14 protein-coding genes are annotated in these 17,313 nt (G+C 56.1%); 8 read left to right on the top strand and 6 right to left on the bottom strand.

What is annotated here, in order from left to right; genetic code table 11:
* Positions 1-21 precede the first annotated feature (21 nt).
* Positions 22-960, bottom strand: coding sequence for a LysR family transcriptional regulator (locus ABRZ28_RS12945; RefSeq protein ID WP_330520444.1), 939 nt, complete (start codon positions 958-960; stop codon positions 22-24).
* A 55-nt stretch (positions 961-1,015) separates the two neighbouring features.
* On the opposite strand from ABRZ28_RS12945, the gene ABRZ28_RS12940 reads away from it, so the two are divergent.
* The 6 genes from ABRZ28_RS12940 to ABRZ28_RS12915 all read left to right on the top strand — a co-directional run bounded on the left by ABRZ28_RS12940 (position 1,016) and on the right by ABRZ28_RS12915 (position 8,964).
* Positions 1,016-1,942 carry a carbon-nitrogen hydrolase family protein gene (locus ABRZ28_RS12940; protein WP_319604860.1) on the top strand — a complete coding sequence of 309 codons (927 nt, stop codon included), beginning with the start codon at positions 1,016-1,018 and terminating at the stop codon, positions 1,940-1,942.
* Positions 1,943-2,108: 166 nt separating this feature from the next.
* Positions 2,109-4,052, top strand: a complete 1,944-nt coding sequence (locus ABRZ28_RS12935) for a methyl-accepting chemotaxis protein (protein WP_413556266.1) — start codon at positions 2,109-2,111, stop codon at positions 4,050-4,052.
* 314 nt (positions 4,053-4,366) lie between these two features.
* Positions 4,367-6,010 (top strand): methyl-accepting chemotaxis protein, encoded by a 1,644-nt coding sequence (locus ABRZ28_RS12930; RefSeq protein ID WP_330520443.1) that lies wholly within the window; start codon positions 4,367-4,369, stop codon positions 6,008-6,010.
* Between the two features lie 171 nt (positions 6,011-6,181).
* Positions 6,182-6,817 carry a glutaredoxin 2 gene (gene grxB / locus ABRZ28_RS12925; protein WP_330520442.1) on the top strand — a complete coding sequence of 212 codons (636 nt, stop codon included), beginning with the start codon at positions 6,182-6,184 and terminating at the stop codon, positions 6,815-6,817.
* Positions 6,818-7,178: 361 nt separating this feature from the next.
* Complete coding sequence (locus ABRZ28_RS12920; RefSeq protein ID WP_319604864.1) at positions 7,179-7,784, top strand: TetR/AcrR family transcriptional regulator; 606 nt, start codon at positions 7,179-7,181, stop codon at positions 7,782-7,784.
* Positions 7,777-8,964, top strand: coding sequence for a multidrug effflux MFS transporter (locus ABRZ28_RS12915; RefSeq protein ID WP_330520441.1), 1,188 nt, complete (start codon positions 7,777-7,779; stop codon positions 8,962-8,964). Before ABRZ28_RS12920 ends, ABRZ28_RS12915 begins: the two co-directional genes overlap by 8 nt.
* A gap of 343 nt (positions 8,965-9,307) precedes the next feature.
* Here the strand turns inward: ABRZ28_RS12915 and fdhE are convergent, their stop codons facing one another.
* The 5 genes from fdhE to ABRZ28_RS12890 form a co-directional block, all read right to left on the bottom strand.
* Positions 9,308-10,234, bottom strand: a complete 927-nt coding sequence (gene fdhE, locus ABRZ28_RS12910) for a formate dehydrogenase accessory protein FdhE (protein ID WP_319604866.1) — start codon at positions 10,232-10,234, stop codon at positions 9,308-9,310.
* Between the two features lie 5 nt (positions 10,235-10,239).
* A complete protein-coding gene (fdoI, locus tag ABRZ28_RS12905; protein WP_319604867.1) occupies positions 10,240-10,869 on the bottom strand; it encodes a formate dehydrogenase cytochrome b556 subunit in 630 nt (209 codons plus the stop codon).
* On the bottom strand, positions 10,856-11,770 hold the full coding sequence (gene fdxH, locus ABRZ28_RS12900) for a formate dehydrogenase subunit beta (RefSeq protein ID WP_330520439.1): 915 nt from the start codon (positions 11,768-11,770) through the stop codon (positions 10,856-10,858). Before fdxH ends, fdoI begins: the two co-directional genes overlap by 14 nt.
* Before the next feature lie 12 nt (positions 11,771-11,782).
* On the bottom strand, positions 11,783-14,830 hold the full coding sequence (gene fdnG, locus ABRZ28_RS12895) for a formate dehydrogenase-N subunit alpha (RefSeq protein WP_330520438.1): 3,048 nt from the start codon (positions 14,828-14,830) through the stop codon (positions 11,783-11,785).
* A gap of 381 nt (positions 14,831-15,211) precedes the next feature.
* Positions 15,212-15,934 (bottom strand): glutamine amidotransferase, encoded by a 723-nt coding sequence (locus ABRZ28_RS12890; RefSeq protein ID WP_319604870.1) that lies wholly within the window; start codon positions 15,932-15,934, stop codon positions 15,212-15,214.
* Positions 15,935-16,252: 318 nt separating this feature from the next.
* Here ABRZ28_RS12890 and ABRZ28_RS12885 point away from each other — a divergent pair, with 318 nt between their 5' ends.
* Both ABRZ28_RS12885 and ABRZ28_RS12880 read left to right on the top strand, forming a co-directional pair.
* Positions 16,253-16,732: an Hcp family type VI secretion system effector gene (locus tag ABRZ28_RS12885; RefSeq protein ID WP_330520436.1), complete on the top strand. Its 480-nt coding sequence runs from the start codon at positions 16,253-16,255 to the stop codon at positions 16,730-16,732.
* 44 nt (positions 16,733-16,776) lie between these two features.
* Positions 16,777-17,202, top strand: a complete 426-nt coding sequence (locus ABRZ28_RS12880; protein WP_330520435.1) for a DUF2778 domain-containing protein — start codon at positions 16,777-16,779, stop codon at positions 17,200-17,202.
* The last annotated feature ends 111 nt before the right edge of the window (positions 17,203-17,313 follow it).

Genomic DNA, 17,313 nt, shown 5'->3' with positions numbered 1-17,313 from the left:
CGGCCGTAGCCTTACATCCGGCTACGGTTGCCTGAAACATTCCTCTATCGCGCCCTTAACCTTGATTTCAATTTTGTCGAATGAACCGGCGGCGCGCCAGCCCACCTCGATGGGATAACGGCTCAAACCGACCGGACACGGCAACAGGCGTAATCCGCCGTTGCCGGCAATGGCCAGCGCGGCATGCGCCGGAATGGTGGCTATCGCCGGCGATCCTTTCAGCAGATACGGCAGCGCGGCGAAATGGGTAGTGGCGGCCGTGACATGACGCTTCAGACCGGCAGCCGCCAGCGCCTCATCCACAATGCCGATAAAACCGCCGGATGAGATCAGGATGTGATCGCTCGCCACAAAGCGTTCCAGGTCCATGCACTCATCGGCCGGATGAAATGCAGGATCGACCAGACAGGCATACTCCCCTTCCCCCACCCACGCGTGGCTCAACGCGCGGCTGGAAAAGCCGCCGGACGTAATCGCAATATCGATTTGGCGCTCCATCAGCGCGCTCGACACAATCTGGCTATGCGTCTGACGAAAAATCAGCCGCAGTTTTGGCGCCCGTTCAGCCATAATGGCGATCAGCCGGGAGCCGATGGCGATTTCAAAGTCGTCGGAAAGCCCGATAATCAGCGAGCGCCCTTCATAGCTTTCGGCCTGCGGGGAGACCATCGACAGGCTTTGGCGAAACCGGTTTAACGCCTCCGTCACGACGGGTTTTAGCTGACTGGCCAGCGGCGTCGGCGCCAGCCCGTGGCCGGTACGCTGAAACAATTGCTCGCCATACAGCTCGCGCAGACGGGCAAGCGAGGCGCTGACCGCCGACTGGGTGACATGCAGACGGATGGCGGCCCGGCTGGCGCTGCCTTCTTCATACAGCGCTTCAAACACTTTTAACAGGTTCAGGTCGGCCCTGACGATATTCATATCATTCATATCGATTAGCAACCATTCGCTCTTCATTGGTAACAGCGCATTCTATATCATCAGGTCTCCGTCCCTTCAGAGGTTTTTTGCCATGACTCAATCCATCGTCGCCGCGCTGCAAATCGGCGCTTTGCCCAGCGGTAAAGCCGATACGCTGAAACTCATTCTTTCCTATGAAAAAGCCATCGCCGCCAGCGGCGCAAAACTGGTGGTGCTGCCGGAAGCCGTGCTCGGCGGTTATCCCAAGGGCGAGATATTCGGTACGCATCTCGGGTATCGGTTACCGGAAGGACGGGAAGCGTTCGCGCGCTATTTCGACAACGCCATCGAAGCGCCCGGCGAGGAAACCGAGGCGCTGGCCGGTTTATCCGCCCGCACCGGCGCGGCGCTGGTGGTCGGCGTCATCGAACGGTCCGGCAGTTCGTTATATTGTTCATCGCTGTTTTTCGAACCGACGCTGGGACTGGCGGCGAAACACCGCAAACTCATGCCGACCGGCACCGAACGCCTGATCTGGGGTCAGGGCGACGGCTCCACGCTGCCGGTGGTTGAGACGGAGGCCGGACGCATCGGCTCGGCAATCTGCTGGGAAAACCATATGCCGCTGCTGCGCACCGCCATGTATGCCAAAGGCGTGGAGATCTGGTGCGCGCCGACGGTCGACGAACGCGATATGTGGCTGTGCTCCATGCGTCATATCGCGCATGAAGGGCGGTGTTTCGTGGTCAGCGCCTGTCAGGTGCAACCCTCGCCGAAAGAACTGGGGATCAGCGTCGCGGGTTGGGATGAAAACCGGCCGTTGATTCAGGGCGGCAGCGTGATCGTCGGCCCGCTGGGCGATATTCTGGCCGGCCCGTTCAAAAACGAGAGCGGTCTGATCAGCGCGGAAATCGATACGCGGGAGCTTAAACGCGCTCGTTACGATTTCGATGTGGTCGGTCACTATGCCCGCCCCGATGTGTTTGAGTTAAGCGTGGACGAACGCGCCAGGCCGGGCGTGAAATTTATTCGCGACTAATCGCCTGATAATAAGCCGGGCGACGCGGCGCCCGGCCCCGCCTTTTCATGCGGCGGATAAACGTGACCCGTAACGCATTCAGAAAATACGTCGCAGGCTAGACTCGGATGATTCAATGATTCGTTTTACTCCATGATTCAATTGAAGAGAGGGAACTACTATGGGAATGCTGTCGTCTTTCCGTGCAGGAGCAAGTCTTTTCGGCGTCAAATCGCCCGCCAGCGGCGTCTATAACTGTGATGCGTTACCCGCCTCGTTGAGTAAAATCGGTCTTTCCGCCCCCTCGGGGCTGCTGTTCGCGTTCGTGCCGCCCGATGCCGATTTCGCCAGGGTCAATAGCGCCTGGCAGCGGTTTTCAGACGACGACCTGACGGTTATCGCCCTTTCATCCTCCGGCGCGCTGTGCAGCCGTCCGCAGACCTCGACCTATTGCGCAATGAGCGGAAGCCAGGGAAGTTGGCTATGGTTGCCGCAGACATTGATCGCCCGTCATGAAGTTCACGTTATTGATTTGCATGTACAGGGAAAGGCCGGCGCCGGCGAGCGAGTGGCGGCGATTCGTCAGGAACTGGAGCGGCTCAATCTCAAGATGCCGCTTTCCGCCGATCGCACTTTCGCCATGATTTATTGCGACGGCCTGTCGGCCTCAGAAGGTTTTCTGATGCAGGCATGGTATGACAGCGGCCGCTTTCCCTGCCTGGCGATTGGCGGCTCGGCCGGCGGCAAGCTCGACTTCAGCGCCACCTATATCGGTCGCCGCGACGGCGTGCTGCAAGGCAAGGCCGTGCTGGTGTTTTGCCAGATGGCTGAAGGGAAATCCTTTGCGCCGTTCAAGAGCCAGAACTTTACCCCTACGGAGCAAAGCTGGCTGGTCGCGGAGGCCGATCCGGTGGCCCGCACCGTCCGGTCGGTTTTCGACGCCAACGGACGGCCCCAGCCGATCGTCAGCGCGCTGGCCGAATACCTGCGCTGTCGACCGGAGCAAATCGCCGATCAACTGACAGGGAAAACCTTCGGGGTGAAGGTCGATAACGAATATTTTATTCGTTCGATCGCCGCCATTCACCCCGACCGCATCGCGTTCTTCTGCGATTTAGCGTTCGGCGATCGCCTGTATCTTCTTCAGGCAACGGACTTTGTCGCCGCCACCCGCCATGACTGGCAACGGTTCCTGGCCGATAAGGGCAAACCCACGGGTCTGCTGCTGAATGACTGCGTGTTGCGCAGAATGAACAACGCCGCCAGCCTGGAACACGCCGGCTTCTTTGATCAGGTGCCGGCCGCCGGTTTTTCCAGCTTTGGCGAGATTTTCGGCGTCCCCATCAACCAAACGCTATCCGCGCTGGCGTTTTTCGATCACGACGTCAAAGCCATGACGCATTTTCCCATCGAATACGCGGCCTACGCCGGCCACTATGCCCAGCGGGCGCTGCGGCGCTGGGAAGCCATGCACGGCATCCAGTCCGGCGTGATCCAGCGGGTCGTCGCTTATCAGGAAGAACTCAACCCGCTGCTGACGACGCTGCCGCAGTTGGAGCACGCCACGACCCGGCAGACCGAAACGTTGGACATCGCCGAGTCCAGCATCCGCGCCATCAGCGCCGCGGCCATGCAGACGCGCACGGCGCAAAACAATCTGGAGCAGGAGCTAAACCAACTGGAGCAGATTTCTCTCGGCATCACGCAGATCACCGTCGGCATCAGCGCGATAGCCGATCAAACCAACCTGCTGGCGCTCAATGCCGCCGTGGAAGCCGCACGCGCGGGCGATGCCGGCCGCGGCTTCGCCGTGGTGGCCGACGAGGTCCGGCGTCTGGCCCGCTCTTCCAAAGAACAGGCCGACGCCACCAGGCAGAATATCCGTTCGGCGGTCGACACCATTGAGCGTATCCGCAACGTCGCCGCGCAAACCGTCAGCACCACGCAGGATATGGCGAATCAAAGCATTTCAGCCGCCGACCAGATCGCCGTCATGAGCACCGAAACCAGTCAGGAGCGTCATAACGTAACCGCCAATATGGGACGTTTGAAGGAAGCGGCCAAAGGAATGGATGCGATGCATGAGGCGGTCGAGCAATTGACGACCCTGCAACGCCTGACGTCGTCTTAATACACCCCGTCGAACCGGCGACTGCGGCGCAGTCGCCGGATGCGCATCAAGGGAATGCGCCGATGACGGCCGAAAAACACATTCGCCAAAAGATTATTAACAAAACATTAACTCGATCTAAACCTTGGAATCCAATAGAATCTTCCGCCCCAATTCGCTATCTCATAACTCGACTCTGCGGCCGGGCGCGGCGACCGTTTCCCGCAGCAATTCGCGGCAGGGAAGACGCGAACAAAATGACGGGTAGACACAACAACCCTCCTCCGAAACAAGACGCTCTTCGTTAGGGAAGAATAAAATGGCAAAGGATATTTATGAATAAGTTGAAAAATATGAAGCTCAGCTCAATGCTGGGCGCCGGTTTTACGTTAGTGATTTTACTTGGCCTGCTCACCGCGATTTTCGGACGCGGCCAGTTGGTCAGCGTAGCGAACCATATGGACTATCTGGCGAATACCCGGCTAACCAACCTGATCTTGATGCAAGAAATCAAAGATAATATGAATACCGCGTCACGATTGATTCGCGACATGGCTTTATATACCGATAAGCATCGTATTCAGGAAAGCAATCAACAAATTGAGCGCCTGATCGTTAGTGATAACGAACGAATGACGCTGCTGGATAAGAACCTGAAGCTCAAACGCTCGCGCGAGCTGCTGGATAATCTGAATGCGACCCGTCCGGCGTACTCGGAAGCGGTCAAAAAGGCGATTGAGATGAGCTTGTCCGGTGAGCAGGAAAGCGCGCGCGCCTATATTCTGGCTGAAGTGATCGAACCGCAGAACCGGGTGATCGCGGCGCTGGACGCAATGATCCAGGAGCACAAGGCCGATACCATCGCGATGTCGCATCGCTTTATGGATGAGGCAAAATCGACGGGAACGTTGCTGCTGATCGTCACCGCCATCAGCGCGCTGATTGGCGCGCTGATCGCCTGGCTGATTACCCGTACGGTTAAAAGCCAGTTGGGCGGCGAACCCGCCTATGCGGCGCAAATCGCCCATCAGGTGGCGGAAGGCAATCTGTCCATGCAGGTCGCGCTGCGCCAGGGCGACGCCGGCAGCCTGCTGGCGGCCATGAACGACATGCGCGAACAGCTGCTCGTGATGGTTCATCAGGTACGGCAGAGCAGCGAATCCATCGCCACCGGCGCCAAAGAAATCGCGGCCGGCAGCACCGATCTGAGCCAGCGTACGGAAGAACAGGCCGCCAGCCTGCAACAAACGGCCGCGGCGATGGAACAGATGAGTCAGACCATTCGTCAAAACGCCGATACGGTACGCACCGCGACCCAGTTGGCCAACACCACCAGCGCCACGGCCGCGCAGGGCGGACAGGCGGTGGGGAATATCGTCCAGACCATGCAGGAAATCAGCGGCAGCTCGCAGAAAATCGGCGATATCATCGGCGTGATCGACGGTATCGCCTTCCAGACCAACATCCTTGCGCTGAATGCCGCCGTAGAAGCCGCCAGAGCGGGCGAGCAAGGCCGCGGTTTTGCCGTGGTCGCAGGCGAAGTCCGCGCGCTGGCGCAACGTTCCGCATCGGCCGCCAAAGAAATCAAGGATCTGATCGGCGCAAGCGTCGCGACGGTGGAAAAAGGCGCGTCATTGGTCAGCGGCGCAGGCGCCACCATTGATGAACTGGTGCAGCAGGCCCGCCACGTCGCCGGATTGATTGCCGAAATCGGCGTCACGACGGAAGAGCAAGAGCACGGCATCGGCCAGATTAACGACGCCATCACCCAGTTGGATCAGGTGACCCAGCAAAACGCCGCGCTGGTTGAACAATCCGCCAGCGCCGCGGACAGCCTCAGCGACCAGTCCGCCAGACTGGTGGAACTGATGAGCGCGTTCAATATCGGCGACACGCGCGGCGACTCCCCGGCGCCGGCGTTGAAAAAACCCGCGCCGACGCGGCTGGCGCCAGCGGCCGGCGACTGGCAACGCGTTTAATTCTCCGGCGGGTAGATTGCTTTTTATCACGCGCAACGCGGGTTGGCCGGCGACAGCCCGCCCGCGTCAATATGCCGACGGCCCACCCGGCGGCAACTTGCAGTATGATGGTTACAGGTCGGATAAAGATCCGTATTCTGCTGTTTTCCTACCCATTGAAGGTGCCAAAACATGAAACTTTTCATTTATGAACACTGCCCGTTCTGCGTCAGAGCCAGAATGATTTTCGGTCTGAAGGCGATCCCCTTCGATCTGTCCGTCATTATGGAAGGCGACGTTGAAACCCCGACCCGCATGGTCGGACGTAAGGTGGTTCCCATCCTTCAGAAGGATGACGGCAGTTTTATGCCGGAAAGCATGGATATCGTTCATTATGTCGATAACATCAGCACGCCGCTAATCGCGGACAAGCCGGTCGATGCCGCCATTGAAACATGGTGCAAAGCCGCCTCCGGGGTAATTTTCAACCTGGCGGTGCCGCATTTCACCAAAGCGGATTTCAAAGAGCTGGCTACGCCTGAAGCGCGTGAAGCCTACCGTCTGCGCGAAGAGAAAGCCTTCGGCGATCTGGATGCGCTGATCGCCGACAGCCCGGCGCTGATCGCCGAAGCGCAGCGCAAACTGACGGAGCTTGAGCCGCTATTGGCCGATAAACAGACGATTGCCACCACCGACTTTATTCTGTTCCCGCTTCTGCGCTCGCTGAGCATTGTGAAAGGCATTCACTTCGGACCGCACGTCGCCGGCTACCTGACGCGCGTCAGCGATGCCGGCAAGGTTGATCTGCTGACCGCTCAGGCCAGATAAACGCGGCAAACCTCATTTCACCTGTCAACCGACGATCAACAAACGATGTCAAAGCAAGAAAAAACGCCATGGCGGCATCAGCGGAAAACCCCTGACTATCGATTTTCGCTGGCTAATGAGCGTACGTTTCTCGCCTGAATCAGAACCGCGCCGGCCTTTCTGGCCGGCGCGATCGCTATCGACCAATTCACCGTAACGACCGCTTTTCCTGCGCGCGACAAAATAAAACGTTTCCCCGGGCGGAAATCATGCCTTATAATTGAGAATGAACGTTCATTCTCATAATTAACAAAACGCGATAAGATCGTCCGCCAAGTTGATTACTGTTTGTCTGGGTGAACGTTGCAACATTGGAGAGACTATGCAAAAAACCATCAGCAAATCAGAACGAATAACCGCCCGCCGCGATCAGATCATCGCGGCGGCGCGCTTTTGTTTTCGCCGTGCGGGATTCCATGGCGCGGGGATGGCGGCCATCGCCTCGCAAGCGAACCTTAGCGTCGGCCAGATATATCGCTACTTCGCCAACAAAGACGCCATCATTGAGGAAATGGTCAGCCAGATCGTGAACAATAAATTACAGCTTCTCAGGCTGAGCGGCGATCATTCCGCGCAAATGATAAAAATGCTGGCGGAGCGCATTCTGGTGGGCGATGAGAAAACCCGCGAAGATGATAATGCGCTGATGCTGGAAGTGACCGCCGAAGCCACGCGCAATCCTCGCGTCGCGGCGATCCTGCAAGAAGCCGATAACAAGCTGTTCCAGCAGGCGACCGAGATGCTGCAACAGCGTTATCCCGCCTTGAGCGCGCCGCAAATCGCCGCGCGCGTTGAATTAATGGCCGTCTTGTCTGAAGGCACGGCGTTTCGCGCCGTGACCAGCCAAAAGGCCTCGCCGGATATGTTAAGTCAGCTTTATCAGCATATCTTCCATCACTCTTTCCCTGAAACCACCGTCAATGAATAAAACCACGCAATCATCCCGTTTGGGTTACGCACTGGTACTGGGGCTGCTTGCGACGCTTGGCCCTTTATGTACCGACCTCTATCTGCCCGCGCTGCCGGAATTGGCCTCGGAACTGTCGACGACCACCGCCGCCGCACAGTTAAGCCTGACCGCCGGCCTGCTGGGTTTGGGCGTCGGCCAGCTGATTTTCGGCCCTCTCAGCGACAAACTGGGGCGCCGGCGACCGTTGCTGATCTCCCTGTTTATTTTGCTGCTGGCTTCGGTTTGGTGCGCGCTGGCGCAGGATATTAATCACCTGATCGTCGCGCGGGTTATTCAGGGGCTGGCCGGCGCCGGCGGCGCCGTTTTGTCGCGCGCGGTAGCCCGCGATCTCTATTCCGGCCATGAGTTGACCCGCTTCTTCGCCTTGCTGATGTTGATCAACGGTCTGGCGCCGATCGTCGCGCCGGTCATGGGCGGCGCGTTACTGAGCATTATCGACTGGCGGGGAATATTTATTGCGCTGGCGGTGATTGCCGTTTTGCTGCTGTTGCTTGCCGCCCTGCGCCTGCCCGAAACCCTTCCGCCGCAGCGCCGGGTGACCGGCGGCGTGGGAACGCTGGTCCTGTCGGTCGCCAACCTGCTGACGCAGCGCCAGTTTATGGGGCTTTGTCTGGCTCAGGGCTTCGCCGGGGCCGGGATGTTTGCCTATATCGGCGCCTCGCCGTTTGTCTTGCAGGAGATCTATCGGCTTAGCCCGCAGATGTTCAGTTTATGTTTTGCCATCAATGGCGTGGGATTGATATTTTCCGCCCAGATATCCTCACGCTTGAGCGGTCATTTTGGAGAAATACCGGTGCTGAAGGTCGGGCTGGTTATCGCCGGCGTATCGTCGCTGCTGTTGCTGCTGGCGACCGCGCTGCAAGCATCGCTGATCTGGCTGCTGATCCCGCTGTTCTTTACCATTATCATTATCGGTATCGTCGGCCCCAGCGCATCGGCATTGGCGATGCAAAGTCAGGGAGATAAAGCGGGCAGCGCCTCGGCGTTACTTGGCGTCAGCATGTTCACCCTGGGCGCCGTCAGCGTTCCGCTGACCGGACTATTCGGCACTTCCGCGCTGTCCATGGCGCTGGTGATCGCCATCTGTTATGCGCTGGCCATCGCGTCGTTTGTCTTGCTGGCGCGCCGGACGAGCTAACATATGCGCCTGCCGCCGGCAGACTCTAACGCTTGTGATGCCTGCCCCCCTCTGCGTTATTCCCTGCGCACAAAAACAGCGGGCATGTTTTTGAACGCCGCCGAAGAGATGGGGCGAGTAACCGGGAATCAGTCAATGACTATCTCCGGTTTCAGCATGTGATCCCCGCCTACTACTGCGGGGATGACGAGTTTGTTGGCGGGAGATGATGAGTTTGTTGGCGGGAGGCGACGAGTCGGTTGGCTGCGGGGATGGTTAGTTGGCTGGTAGGGATAATAAGTTGGCTGGCGGGAATGACTGGGGCAGGCCCGGATGACGGGGATAATTCCCCGCCAGTTCGCGATCAGATTGCGCTTTCGGGGAACAGGAACGGATTGATGCTGCTGCGGGAAAAGCCTTCTTCTTCCATTTTCACGTCCAGCACCAGCGACGCCAGATCGTCGGCCACCGCTTCCACCCGGTGATCTTTTTCCTGATACAGGATTTTCAGATAGGTGCCGCAGTTGCCGCAGCTTTCCGCTTTAACGGCGGCATTTTCGCTGTCCAGCGACCAGTAGTTCAGATCGCTCGACTCCTCGCAGTTGCTGCATTTCACCCGCACCATGTGCCACTCGCTTTCACACAGATTGCAGTGCAGATAACGCAACCCGCTGCCGGCGCCGAGCTGCACCACGCCGGAAACCGGCATACTGCCGCACACCGGGCAAAACTGACGGTGTTCGCCCGGCTCCGCCCGCGCTTTACCGGGGATTTGGCTGGCCATCTGCGCCCAGAATAACGACAGCGCGGCCCAGATAAACGGCGCTTTATCGTTAATTTCCGCGCCGAACTCATGGTTAAACAACGCGGTCGCCATGGTTTCCAGCTCTTGCGCCGACGACTTCTCCAGATTTTCCAGCGTCGCCAGCACCTGCCCGTCCGCTTCCGGTTTCAGCTCTTCGATCAGCGCGCGCAGCAGGGCGTGCCAATGTTCATCGCGGGGAAACGCCGAAATATCCAGCGGGGGACGATTGCCGGCCTGTTTGAGTACCTCGGACAGATCCATCCGCAACGGATGATCGTGCAGCACTTTCCGCTGCGCCTCCACCACGGCGGCGGCGAACGTCAGATAATCCCCCAGCGGATGCGCCTGCGCCAACTGCCGCAGCCGCTCGGCGCGGCTGCTGTATAAACTTTTCAAATTAGCAAAAAGCAACGGCGGGATATGTCCCACCGATGCTGAAGTTTCATTACTTTCTAACTGTTCCTGAGGAACAATACGGATACTCATCAGGGTTATTTTTCCTGTTGTTTACGTTGTAACTCGCGATACCAGCGCGGGTGATGTTTTTTCGCCCAGGCGGCCGGCACCCAGCCTTCCACCATAGCGGTTATCGTCCCTTTCACCCACAATGCCGCATAGATATGCACCATGATAACGAGGATAAGCCCAACCGCCGACAGCGAATGAACCAATAAAGCCAGGCGTAAAACCGGAATGGGGAACGCGTCGGCAAAATAGGGCCGCCACATGACCACGCCGCTCGCCAATAGCAATACGAGGCTGATAATGGCTAACCAGAATACGCATTTCTGGCCGAAATTATACCTGCCCGTGTCGCCGACTTCCTCATTTCTGGCGATTTTATGAATATTTTTAGCCCATTCGATGTCGTCGCGATTGATCAGATTGTGTTTCCAGTAGCGGAAAAACATCAGCAGAAACGCCGCAAACATCACCACGCCGACAAACGGGTGCAGAATGCGCGCCAGTTGCGCCGTTCCCAGGATATTCATCATCCAGTTGAGCGAAGGAAAGAAAAAGCCTAATCCGCTGATGGCGGCGAACACGAAACAAAAAGCCACAATCCAGTGATTAATGCGCTCCGGCGCGCTATAGCGCTGAATCCGATTATTCTTCTTCATGTTGCTTATCCTCATGATGCGCCTCATCCGCGTCCTCTTCATCGTCTTCTACGCGATTCGGCCCCACGCCGACATAGTGGAATACGCTGGCGGCGAATGTAGCGGCAAAACCGATGGCCGCCAGCGGTTTCCAGATCCCTTTCCAGAAAGTCACCGTCGGGCTGATGGCCGGGTTATCCGGCAGGCCGTGATAAAGCTGGGGTTTATCCGCATGGTGCAGAACATACATAACGTGGGTGCCGCCGACGCCGGCCGGATCGTACAGTCCGGCATTTTCATAACCGCGGCTGTTGAGATCGAGGACGCGCTCCGCCGCCAGATCTTTCATCGCCTCTTTGGTGCCGAAATGAATGGCGCCGGTCGGGCAGGTCTTGACGCAGGCCGGCTCCTGGCCCACCGCCACGCGGTCCACGCACAGCGTGCATTTGTAGACGCGGTTGTCCTCTTTGTTCATACGCGGTACGTCAAACGGACAGCCGGCGATGCAGTAGCCGCAGCCGATACAGTGTTCGGACTGAAAATCGACGATACCGTTGGCATACTGAATAATGGCGCCTTCCGACGGGCAGGCTTTCAGGCAGCCCGGATCGGCGCAGTGCATACAGCCGTCCTTGCGGATCAGCCACTCCAGTTTGCCCTTCTCCTCGACTTCCGAGAAACGCATCACCGTCCAGGATTTGGCGGTTAAGTCGGTCGGGTTATCGTACACGCCGACGTTATGCCCCACCTCATCGCGAATATCATTCCACTCGGAGCAGGCGACCTGACAGGCTTTACAGCCGATACAGGTGGTCACGTCGATCAGCTTGGCGACTTTCTGCTGGTGATCGCGCGCCTGCGGCGGCGGCGTCAGGGAATTTGTCGCGGAGCGACGGATAATATCTTGTGATTGCATGGCCATAATTTTTCTCCGCTACGCCTTTTCCAGATTAACCAGGAACGCCTTGTATTCCGGCGTCTGGGTATTGGCATCCCCGACGTGCGGCGTCAGGATATTGGCCAGAAACCCTTTCTGCGTGGTGCCTTCGAACCCCCAATGACAAGGCACGCCGATGGTTTCCACCGGTCGCCCTTCGATCATCAGCGTGCGGATGCGTTTGGTGACCACCGCTTTCGCCTTGATGTAACCGCGTTTGCTGCTGAGCTTCACCATGTCGCCGGCGCGGATGCCTTTCTGCTCGGCCAGCGCTTCGCCGATTTCGACAAACTGCTCCGGCTGGACAATCGCATTCAGCCGCGCATGTTTGGTCCAGTGACGAAACAGTTCGGTGATGGAGTAGGTGGTCGCCACGTAGGGAAATTCAGACGCCGCGCCCATGCGTAGCCGGTCGGCCTCATACAGGCGGGCGGCCGGGTTAAAGCGCGTATTTTCATGCAGCGGACTTTTCGCCAGCGGCGATTCGACCGGCTCGTAGTGTTCCGGGAACGGCCCGTCGGTCAGCTTATCGATGCCGAACAGGCGCCCCATGCCTTCCGCCTGCAAGATGAAAGGCCCGACGCCGCTGCCGGGCGCCGCATTACCATAATCGGGGATATCGATCCCCTGCCAGCGCTGCCCGTCCCAGCGCAGGATTTCACGTTTCGGATCCCAGGGTTTTCCCTGCTCGTCGGCCGAGGCGCGGTTGTACAGAATGCGGCGGTTTTGCGGCCAGGCCCAGGCCCACCCCAGCGTGCTGCCCAGACCCGATGGATCGGCGTTATCGCGCCGCGCCATCTGATTGCCCTGCTCGGTCCAGCAGCCGGTATACACCCAGCAAAAACTGGCGGTGGCGCCGTCATCGCGCAGTTGCGAAAAGTCGGCCAGCAGTTGCCCTTTTTTCAGCACCAGATTGCCCTGCTCGTCGTACAGATCTTCCAGCGCGTAACCGTTGCCCTCTTTCGCCACCTCTTCCGGCGTCGGATCTTCCGGATTGAGGTAATTCCAGGCCATATTAAGCACCGGCTCCGGGTTGGCGCCGCCCTCTCTGGCGTACATTTCCCGCAGGCGCAGAAAAATGCCCGCCAGAATCACCCCGTCATGGCGCGCTTCCGCCGGCGGCTCCGCGCCTTTAAAGTGCCATTGCAGCCAGCGCCCGGAATTCACTATCGAGCCGTTTTCTTCGGCAAAGCAGCTGGACGGCAGGCGGAACACTTCCGTTTGAATACTGGCGCTGTCCACCTCGTTGAGTTCGCCGTGGTTTTGCCAGAAATTGGAGGTTTCCGTCGCCAGCGGATCGATAATCACCAGAAATTTCAGTTTTTTCAGCGCGTCACGCGCTTTGTTCGAGTCGGCGAAGGCGGCTATCGGGTTAAAGCCCTGAGCGATGTAGCCGTTCACCTTGCCTTCAATCATCATCTGCGTGTAGTGCAGCGCGTCATAACTCTGATCCCACTTGGGCAACCAGTCGAACCCCCAGTCGTTTTCCTTACGCGCGTTATCGCCGTAGAAACTCTTCATCATGCTGATAAAAAATTTAGGCGTGTTTTTCCAATAATTTACCTGGTCGGGCAGCAGGGCGTTGGGGGTAATCTGGCTTAAATAGTCTTGCAGCGTGGTCTGTTTTTCCGACGGCAAATCCATATAGCCCGGCAGCCGCAGCGAGAGCAAGCCGAGGTCGGTATAGCCCTGAATATTGGAGTGTCCGCGCAATGCGTTGATGCCGCCCCCCACCATGCCGATATTTCCCAGCAGCAGTTGGATCATCCCGGCGGCGCGAATCATCTGGGACCCGGTGGTGTGCTGCGTCCAACCGAGCGCATACAGAATGGTGGCTGTTCTGTCCGGCACGCAGGTGGAGGCCAGAATGTCGCAGATGGTCAGAAAGTCTTCTTTCGGCGTGCCGCAGATATTGGTGACGACGTCCGGCGTATAGCGGCTGACGTGCTGTTTGAGCAGATTCCATACGCAGCGCGGATGGCTCAGCGTGGTATCGCGTTTGGCGAAGCCGTTTTTATCCAGTTCGTACAGCCAGGAAGCGCGATCGTATTTGCGCGTCTGCGCGTCGTAACCGCTGAAAATGCCGTCCTCGAATGTGTAGTCCGCGCGCACCAGCAGGCTGGCGTTGGTGTAGGACTTCACATATTCCATCTGGACTTTGTTGTTGCTGAGCAGATACTGAATCACCCCCAGCAGGAAGGCGACATCCGAACCCGCACGAATGGGCGCGTAGAGATCGGCAACCGACGCGGTGCGATTAAAACGCGGATCGACCACAATCAGCTTGGCGCCGTTTTTGATTTTGGCTTCAACCGCCCATTTAAAACCCACGGGATGCGCTTCCGCAGGGTTGCCCCCCATCACGAGCACCACATTGGCGTTTTTAATATCCACCCAGTTATTGGTCATCGCCCCGCGACCAAAAGTCGGCGCCAGCGCCGATACGCTGGGCGCGTGGCACAGCCGCGCCTGGGTATCTATCCCCAGCATCCCCAGCGCGCGGGCGAAACGGTGGTCCAGCATGCCGGTTTCATTACTGGCGGCCGATGAGCACAGCATGCCCGTCGTCAGCCAGCGGTTGACCGTCACGCCCGCGCTGTTCTTTTCAACGAAATTGGCGTCCCGATCGGCTTTCATCAAGCGCGCGATGCGATCGAATGCCTCCGTCCAGCTGATACGCTGCCATTTATCCGAACCCGGCGCGCGATATTCAGGATATTTAAGACGCTGATCGCTATGGATAAAATCAATCAACCCGGCGCCTTTCGGACACAATGAGCCGCGGCTGACCGGATGGTCGGGATCGCCTTCGATATGAAAAATCGACGGTTTGGCGTTTTTGGCGCCGTCGCCGAGGCTGTACATTAAAATGCCGCACCCGACCGAACAGTAAGTGCAGTTATTACGCGTTTCTTTGGCCCGCAGTAATTTATATTGCCGGGTTTCCGCCAGCGCGACGGCCGGAGAAAAACCCAGGGCGGTCACGGTGGTTCCGGCCATGCCGCCCGCACAAATCCTAAAGAATTGCCGTCTACTGACCTGCATGAAAAACTCCTCACACCACATTGCTCACAATTAGGTGAAACTCTTTCTTTTTATAAGGAGGGATAAAACGATGGCGAAACCAGCCAAAACCCCCACTAACTCTAGGTATTATGATGTGGAATAATAAAATCTCAAATTTTTATCTAAATAATAACAATTCCATCACAAAATCGAGATTGTTTGCGTTGGCCGTCACAATTTATTGATTTGAAAATAAAAATAATAATCATTTGTATTATTTCTGAAGCGGGCGTGATTTTGATATGCGGTTTGGATGGCTAAAATCAGAAGGACGACCGCCTGCGCGCAACTACCGCAGGCGATGGCTTGACGAGGGATGTTCAACGCGTCGTCCATGACGATAAAAACGGGGATGCGCGGCTACCGGGTCGCGTATTGCTGAATAAAATCCAGCAGGATTTTTCTGGCCCAACGTGGTTCATCGCTCAATTGCATCATCTGTTCATAATCGAATCCCAACTGACGCAAACGGACTTCGTTACGCCGCAAACAGGCCCGCATGATGTCTGCATTAAATTCCGGATGAAATTGTACGCTCAGCGCGTTATCGCCGTAGCGAATAATCTGGCATCCCTCCACCGCCGAACTGGCCAGCACCTGCGCCCCTTCGGGCGGCACCAGCACCGACTGACGATGGCTAAGGTAAGCCTGAAATTGCTCAGGATGCTGTCGCAGCCAGCTGACGTTTTCCGCTCCGGGATGCAAGGTTACCGTCTGAAGCCCCATTTCGGCGCCGTTGGGGTTGTCGCCCACCGTACCGCCCAGAGCATGCGACAGCAGTTGATGACCGTAGCAGACGCCCAGCAGCGGCACATCGGCGTGAAACGCTTCGCGCAGCCAGCCGGCCGTATACTCGCTCCAGTCCAGGCGATCCGTCACCATTGACCAGGAACCAGAAATGATCGCCGCCGATAGCTGCTCGAACGGCGGCAAAGGTTCCCCCAGATCGGGGCGAATCACGCGCAGCGCATTGGCGCCTTCCGGCAGCGTATCTGCAAACCATTTCCCTTGCGGCCCAACCTGAGAAGCAACATCTTCCGGCGGCTCGCCCATCTGAATAACTAATAATGCCTTTGTACTCATGCCGCTACTCTACCCCACACTGATGAGTGACTGCCTCAAAAACCGGGCTTAATGCCCATGAGCGGTCTGCTGTGTTTTCCCATTTAAAACAGACCTGTAATTATTAAGTCAAATTAACTCACACATCAATAATTTTAATTATTATTTTTTGGCATGAAATAGTTATTAATATTATTAATTTAATTAGCGGTTATTTTAAAATGGAGAAGTAACAAATAAATCATCAAAAAAAATATTTCCAAAAAAAACATTTATTAACTTGCCATCTTCGCCAAACAAATAATAACATAACCAGATAGCTAATATCAGGAAGATAAAATGGCAATCCCAGCATACTTATGGTTGAAAGATAAAAGCGGCGCAGAGATCAAAGGCTCCGTCGAGGTTCTGGGTCGTGAAGGTAGTATTGAAGTGTTAAGTTTCGGTCATAACCTTCGTATTCCCGTTGATGGAATTACAGGAAAATTAACCTCTACCCGCACCCACTCCCCAATGTTTATTGAAAAGGAGTTTGAACGTTCATCACCATACCTTTACAAATCCGTGGCGACAGGGAATACATTACAATCCGCCGAGATTAAATGGTATCGAATCAATCGTGCCGGACATGAAACCGAGTACTTCAACATGTTATTAGAAAACGTTAAGATTGTTTCTATCTCTCCAGGCATGCACAATTGTAAAGATCCCGCGCTGCATCACCAGAATCATATTGAAACCGTAGAATTGAGATATGAAAAAATCACCTGGAAGCATTGCGATGGAAATATCATTTTTTCCGACTCATGGAATGAGTAATCACAGATATGTTGAATTTCACATTTACGCTTAATGGCAAACCCATGTCTGAACTGGTTTGCGGCGCTTATCGGTTTCAGGCTTTTTCCGGCGATGGTCCATATATCAATAAAAGAAACTATTCTTGCATGAAAGATATCGGCGCACTACCGCCTGGCGACTATCTGATTGTCGATCGTCCGTGGGGAGGGCCACGATCGATTGTATATGGCGCAGCAAAATTAAAGTTTATATGGTTCGCTCTTTACCGAATGGATAATAGTATAGATGATTATACCTGGTGTAACGGTGTTGAGCGTGGAAATTTTCGCTTACATCCACAAGTAACCATACGAGGACGTTCACTTGGTTGCATTACACTTCCCAATAATACGCATTTTATGATGCTAAGAAGTCTACTACTTTCACACGGGAAGTCTTTATATCATGGTTCGAACATCGAAACTTACGGGATAATATCGGTAATATGAAAAAATGGATTAAGTGCTTTATTGTTTGGTTGATGCTAACTATTGTTATATCCAACATATTTTATTTTCTAAGAATACAACTATGGACCGACCATATTGATGACATAATCA

It is taken from the genome of Brenneria sp. g21c3, from assembly GCF_040240345.1.
Lineage (GTDB): Bacteria > Pseudomonadota > Gammaproteobacteria > Enterobacterales > Enterobacteriaceae > Brenneria.
The sequence above is the reverse complement of the archived record's forward strand: the minus strand, read 5'-3'. Positions and strand labels throughout refer to the sequence as shown.

Bases quoted from the DNA above. Each gene is read 5' to 3' on its own strand.
- ABRZ28_RS12945 (WP_330520444.1), bottom strand. From the start codon at position 960: ATGAAGAGCGAATGGTTGCTAATCGATATGAATGATATGAATATCGTC.
- ABRZ28_RS12940 (WP_319604860.1), top strand. From the start codon at position 1,016: ATGACTCAATCCATCGTCGCCGCGCTGCAAATCGGCGCTTTGCCCAGC.
- ABRZ28_RS12935 (WP_413556266.1), top strand. From the start codon at position 2,109: ATGCTGTCGTCTTTCCGTGCAGGAGCAAGTCTTTTCGGCGTCAAATCG.
- ABRZ28_RS12930 (WP_330520443.1), top strand. From the start codon at position 4,367: ATGAATAAGTTGAAAAATATGAAGCTCAGCTCAATGCTGGGCGCCGGT.
- grxB (WP_330520442.1), top strand. From the start codon at position 6,182: ATGAAACTTTTCATTTATGAACACTGCCCGTTCTGCGTCAGAGCCAGA.
- ABRZ28_RS12920 (WP_319604864.1), top strand. From the start codon at position 7,179: ATGCAAAAAACCATCAGCAAATCAGAACGAATAACCGCCCGCCGCGAT.
- ABRZ28_RS12915 (WP_330520441.1), top strand. From the start codon at position 7,777: ATGAATAAAACCACGCAATCATCCCGTTTGGGTTACGCACTGGTACTG.
- fdhE (WP_319604866.1), bottom strand. From the start codon at position 10,234: ATGAGTATCCGTATTGTTCCTCAGGAACAGTTAGAAAGTAATGAAACT.
- fdoI (WP_319604867.1), bottom strand. From the start codon at position 10,869: ATGAAGAAGAATAATCGGATTCAGCGCTATAGCGCGCCGGAGCGCATT.
- fdxH (WP_330520439.1), bottom strand. From the start codon at position 11,770: ATGGCCATGCAATCACAAGATATTATCCGTCGCTCCGCGACAAATTCC.
- fdnG (WP_330520438.1), bottom strand. From the start codon at position 14,830: ATGCAGGTCAGTAGACGGCAATTCTTTAGGATTTGTGCGGGCGGCATG.
- ABRZ28_RS12890 (WP_319604870.1), bottom strand. From the start codon at position 15,934: ATGAGTACAAAGGCATTATTAGTTATTCAGATGGGCGAGCCGCCGGAA.
- ABRZ28_RS12885 (WP_330520436.1), top strand. From the start codon at position 16,253: ATGGCAATCCCAGCATACTTATGGTTGAAAGATAAAAGCGGCGCAGAG.
- ABRZ28_RS12880 (WP_330520435.1), top strand. From the start codon at position 16,777: ATGTCTGAACTGGTTTGCGGCGCTTATCGGTTTCAGGCTTTTTCCGGC.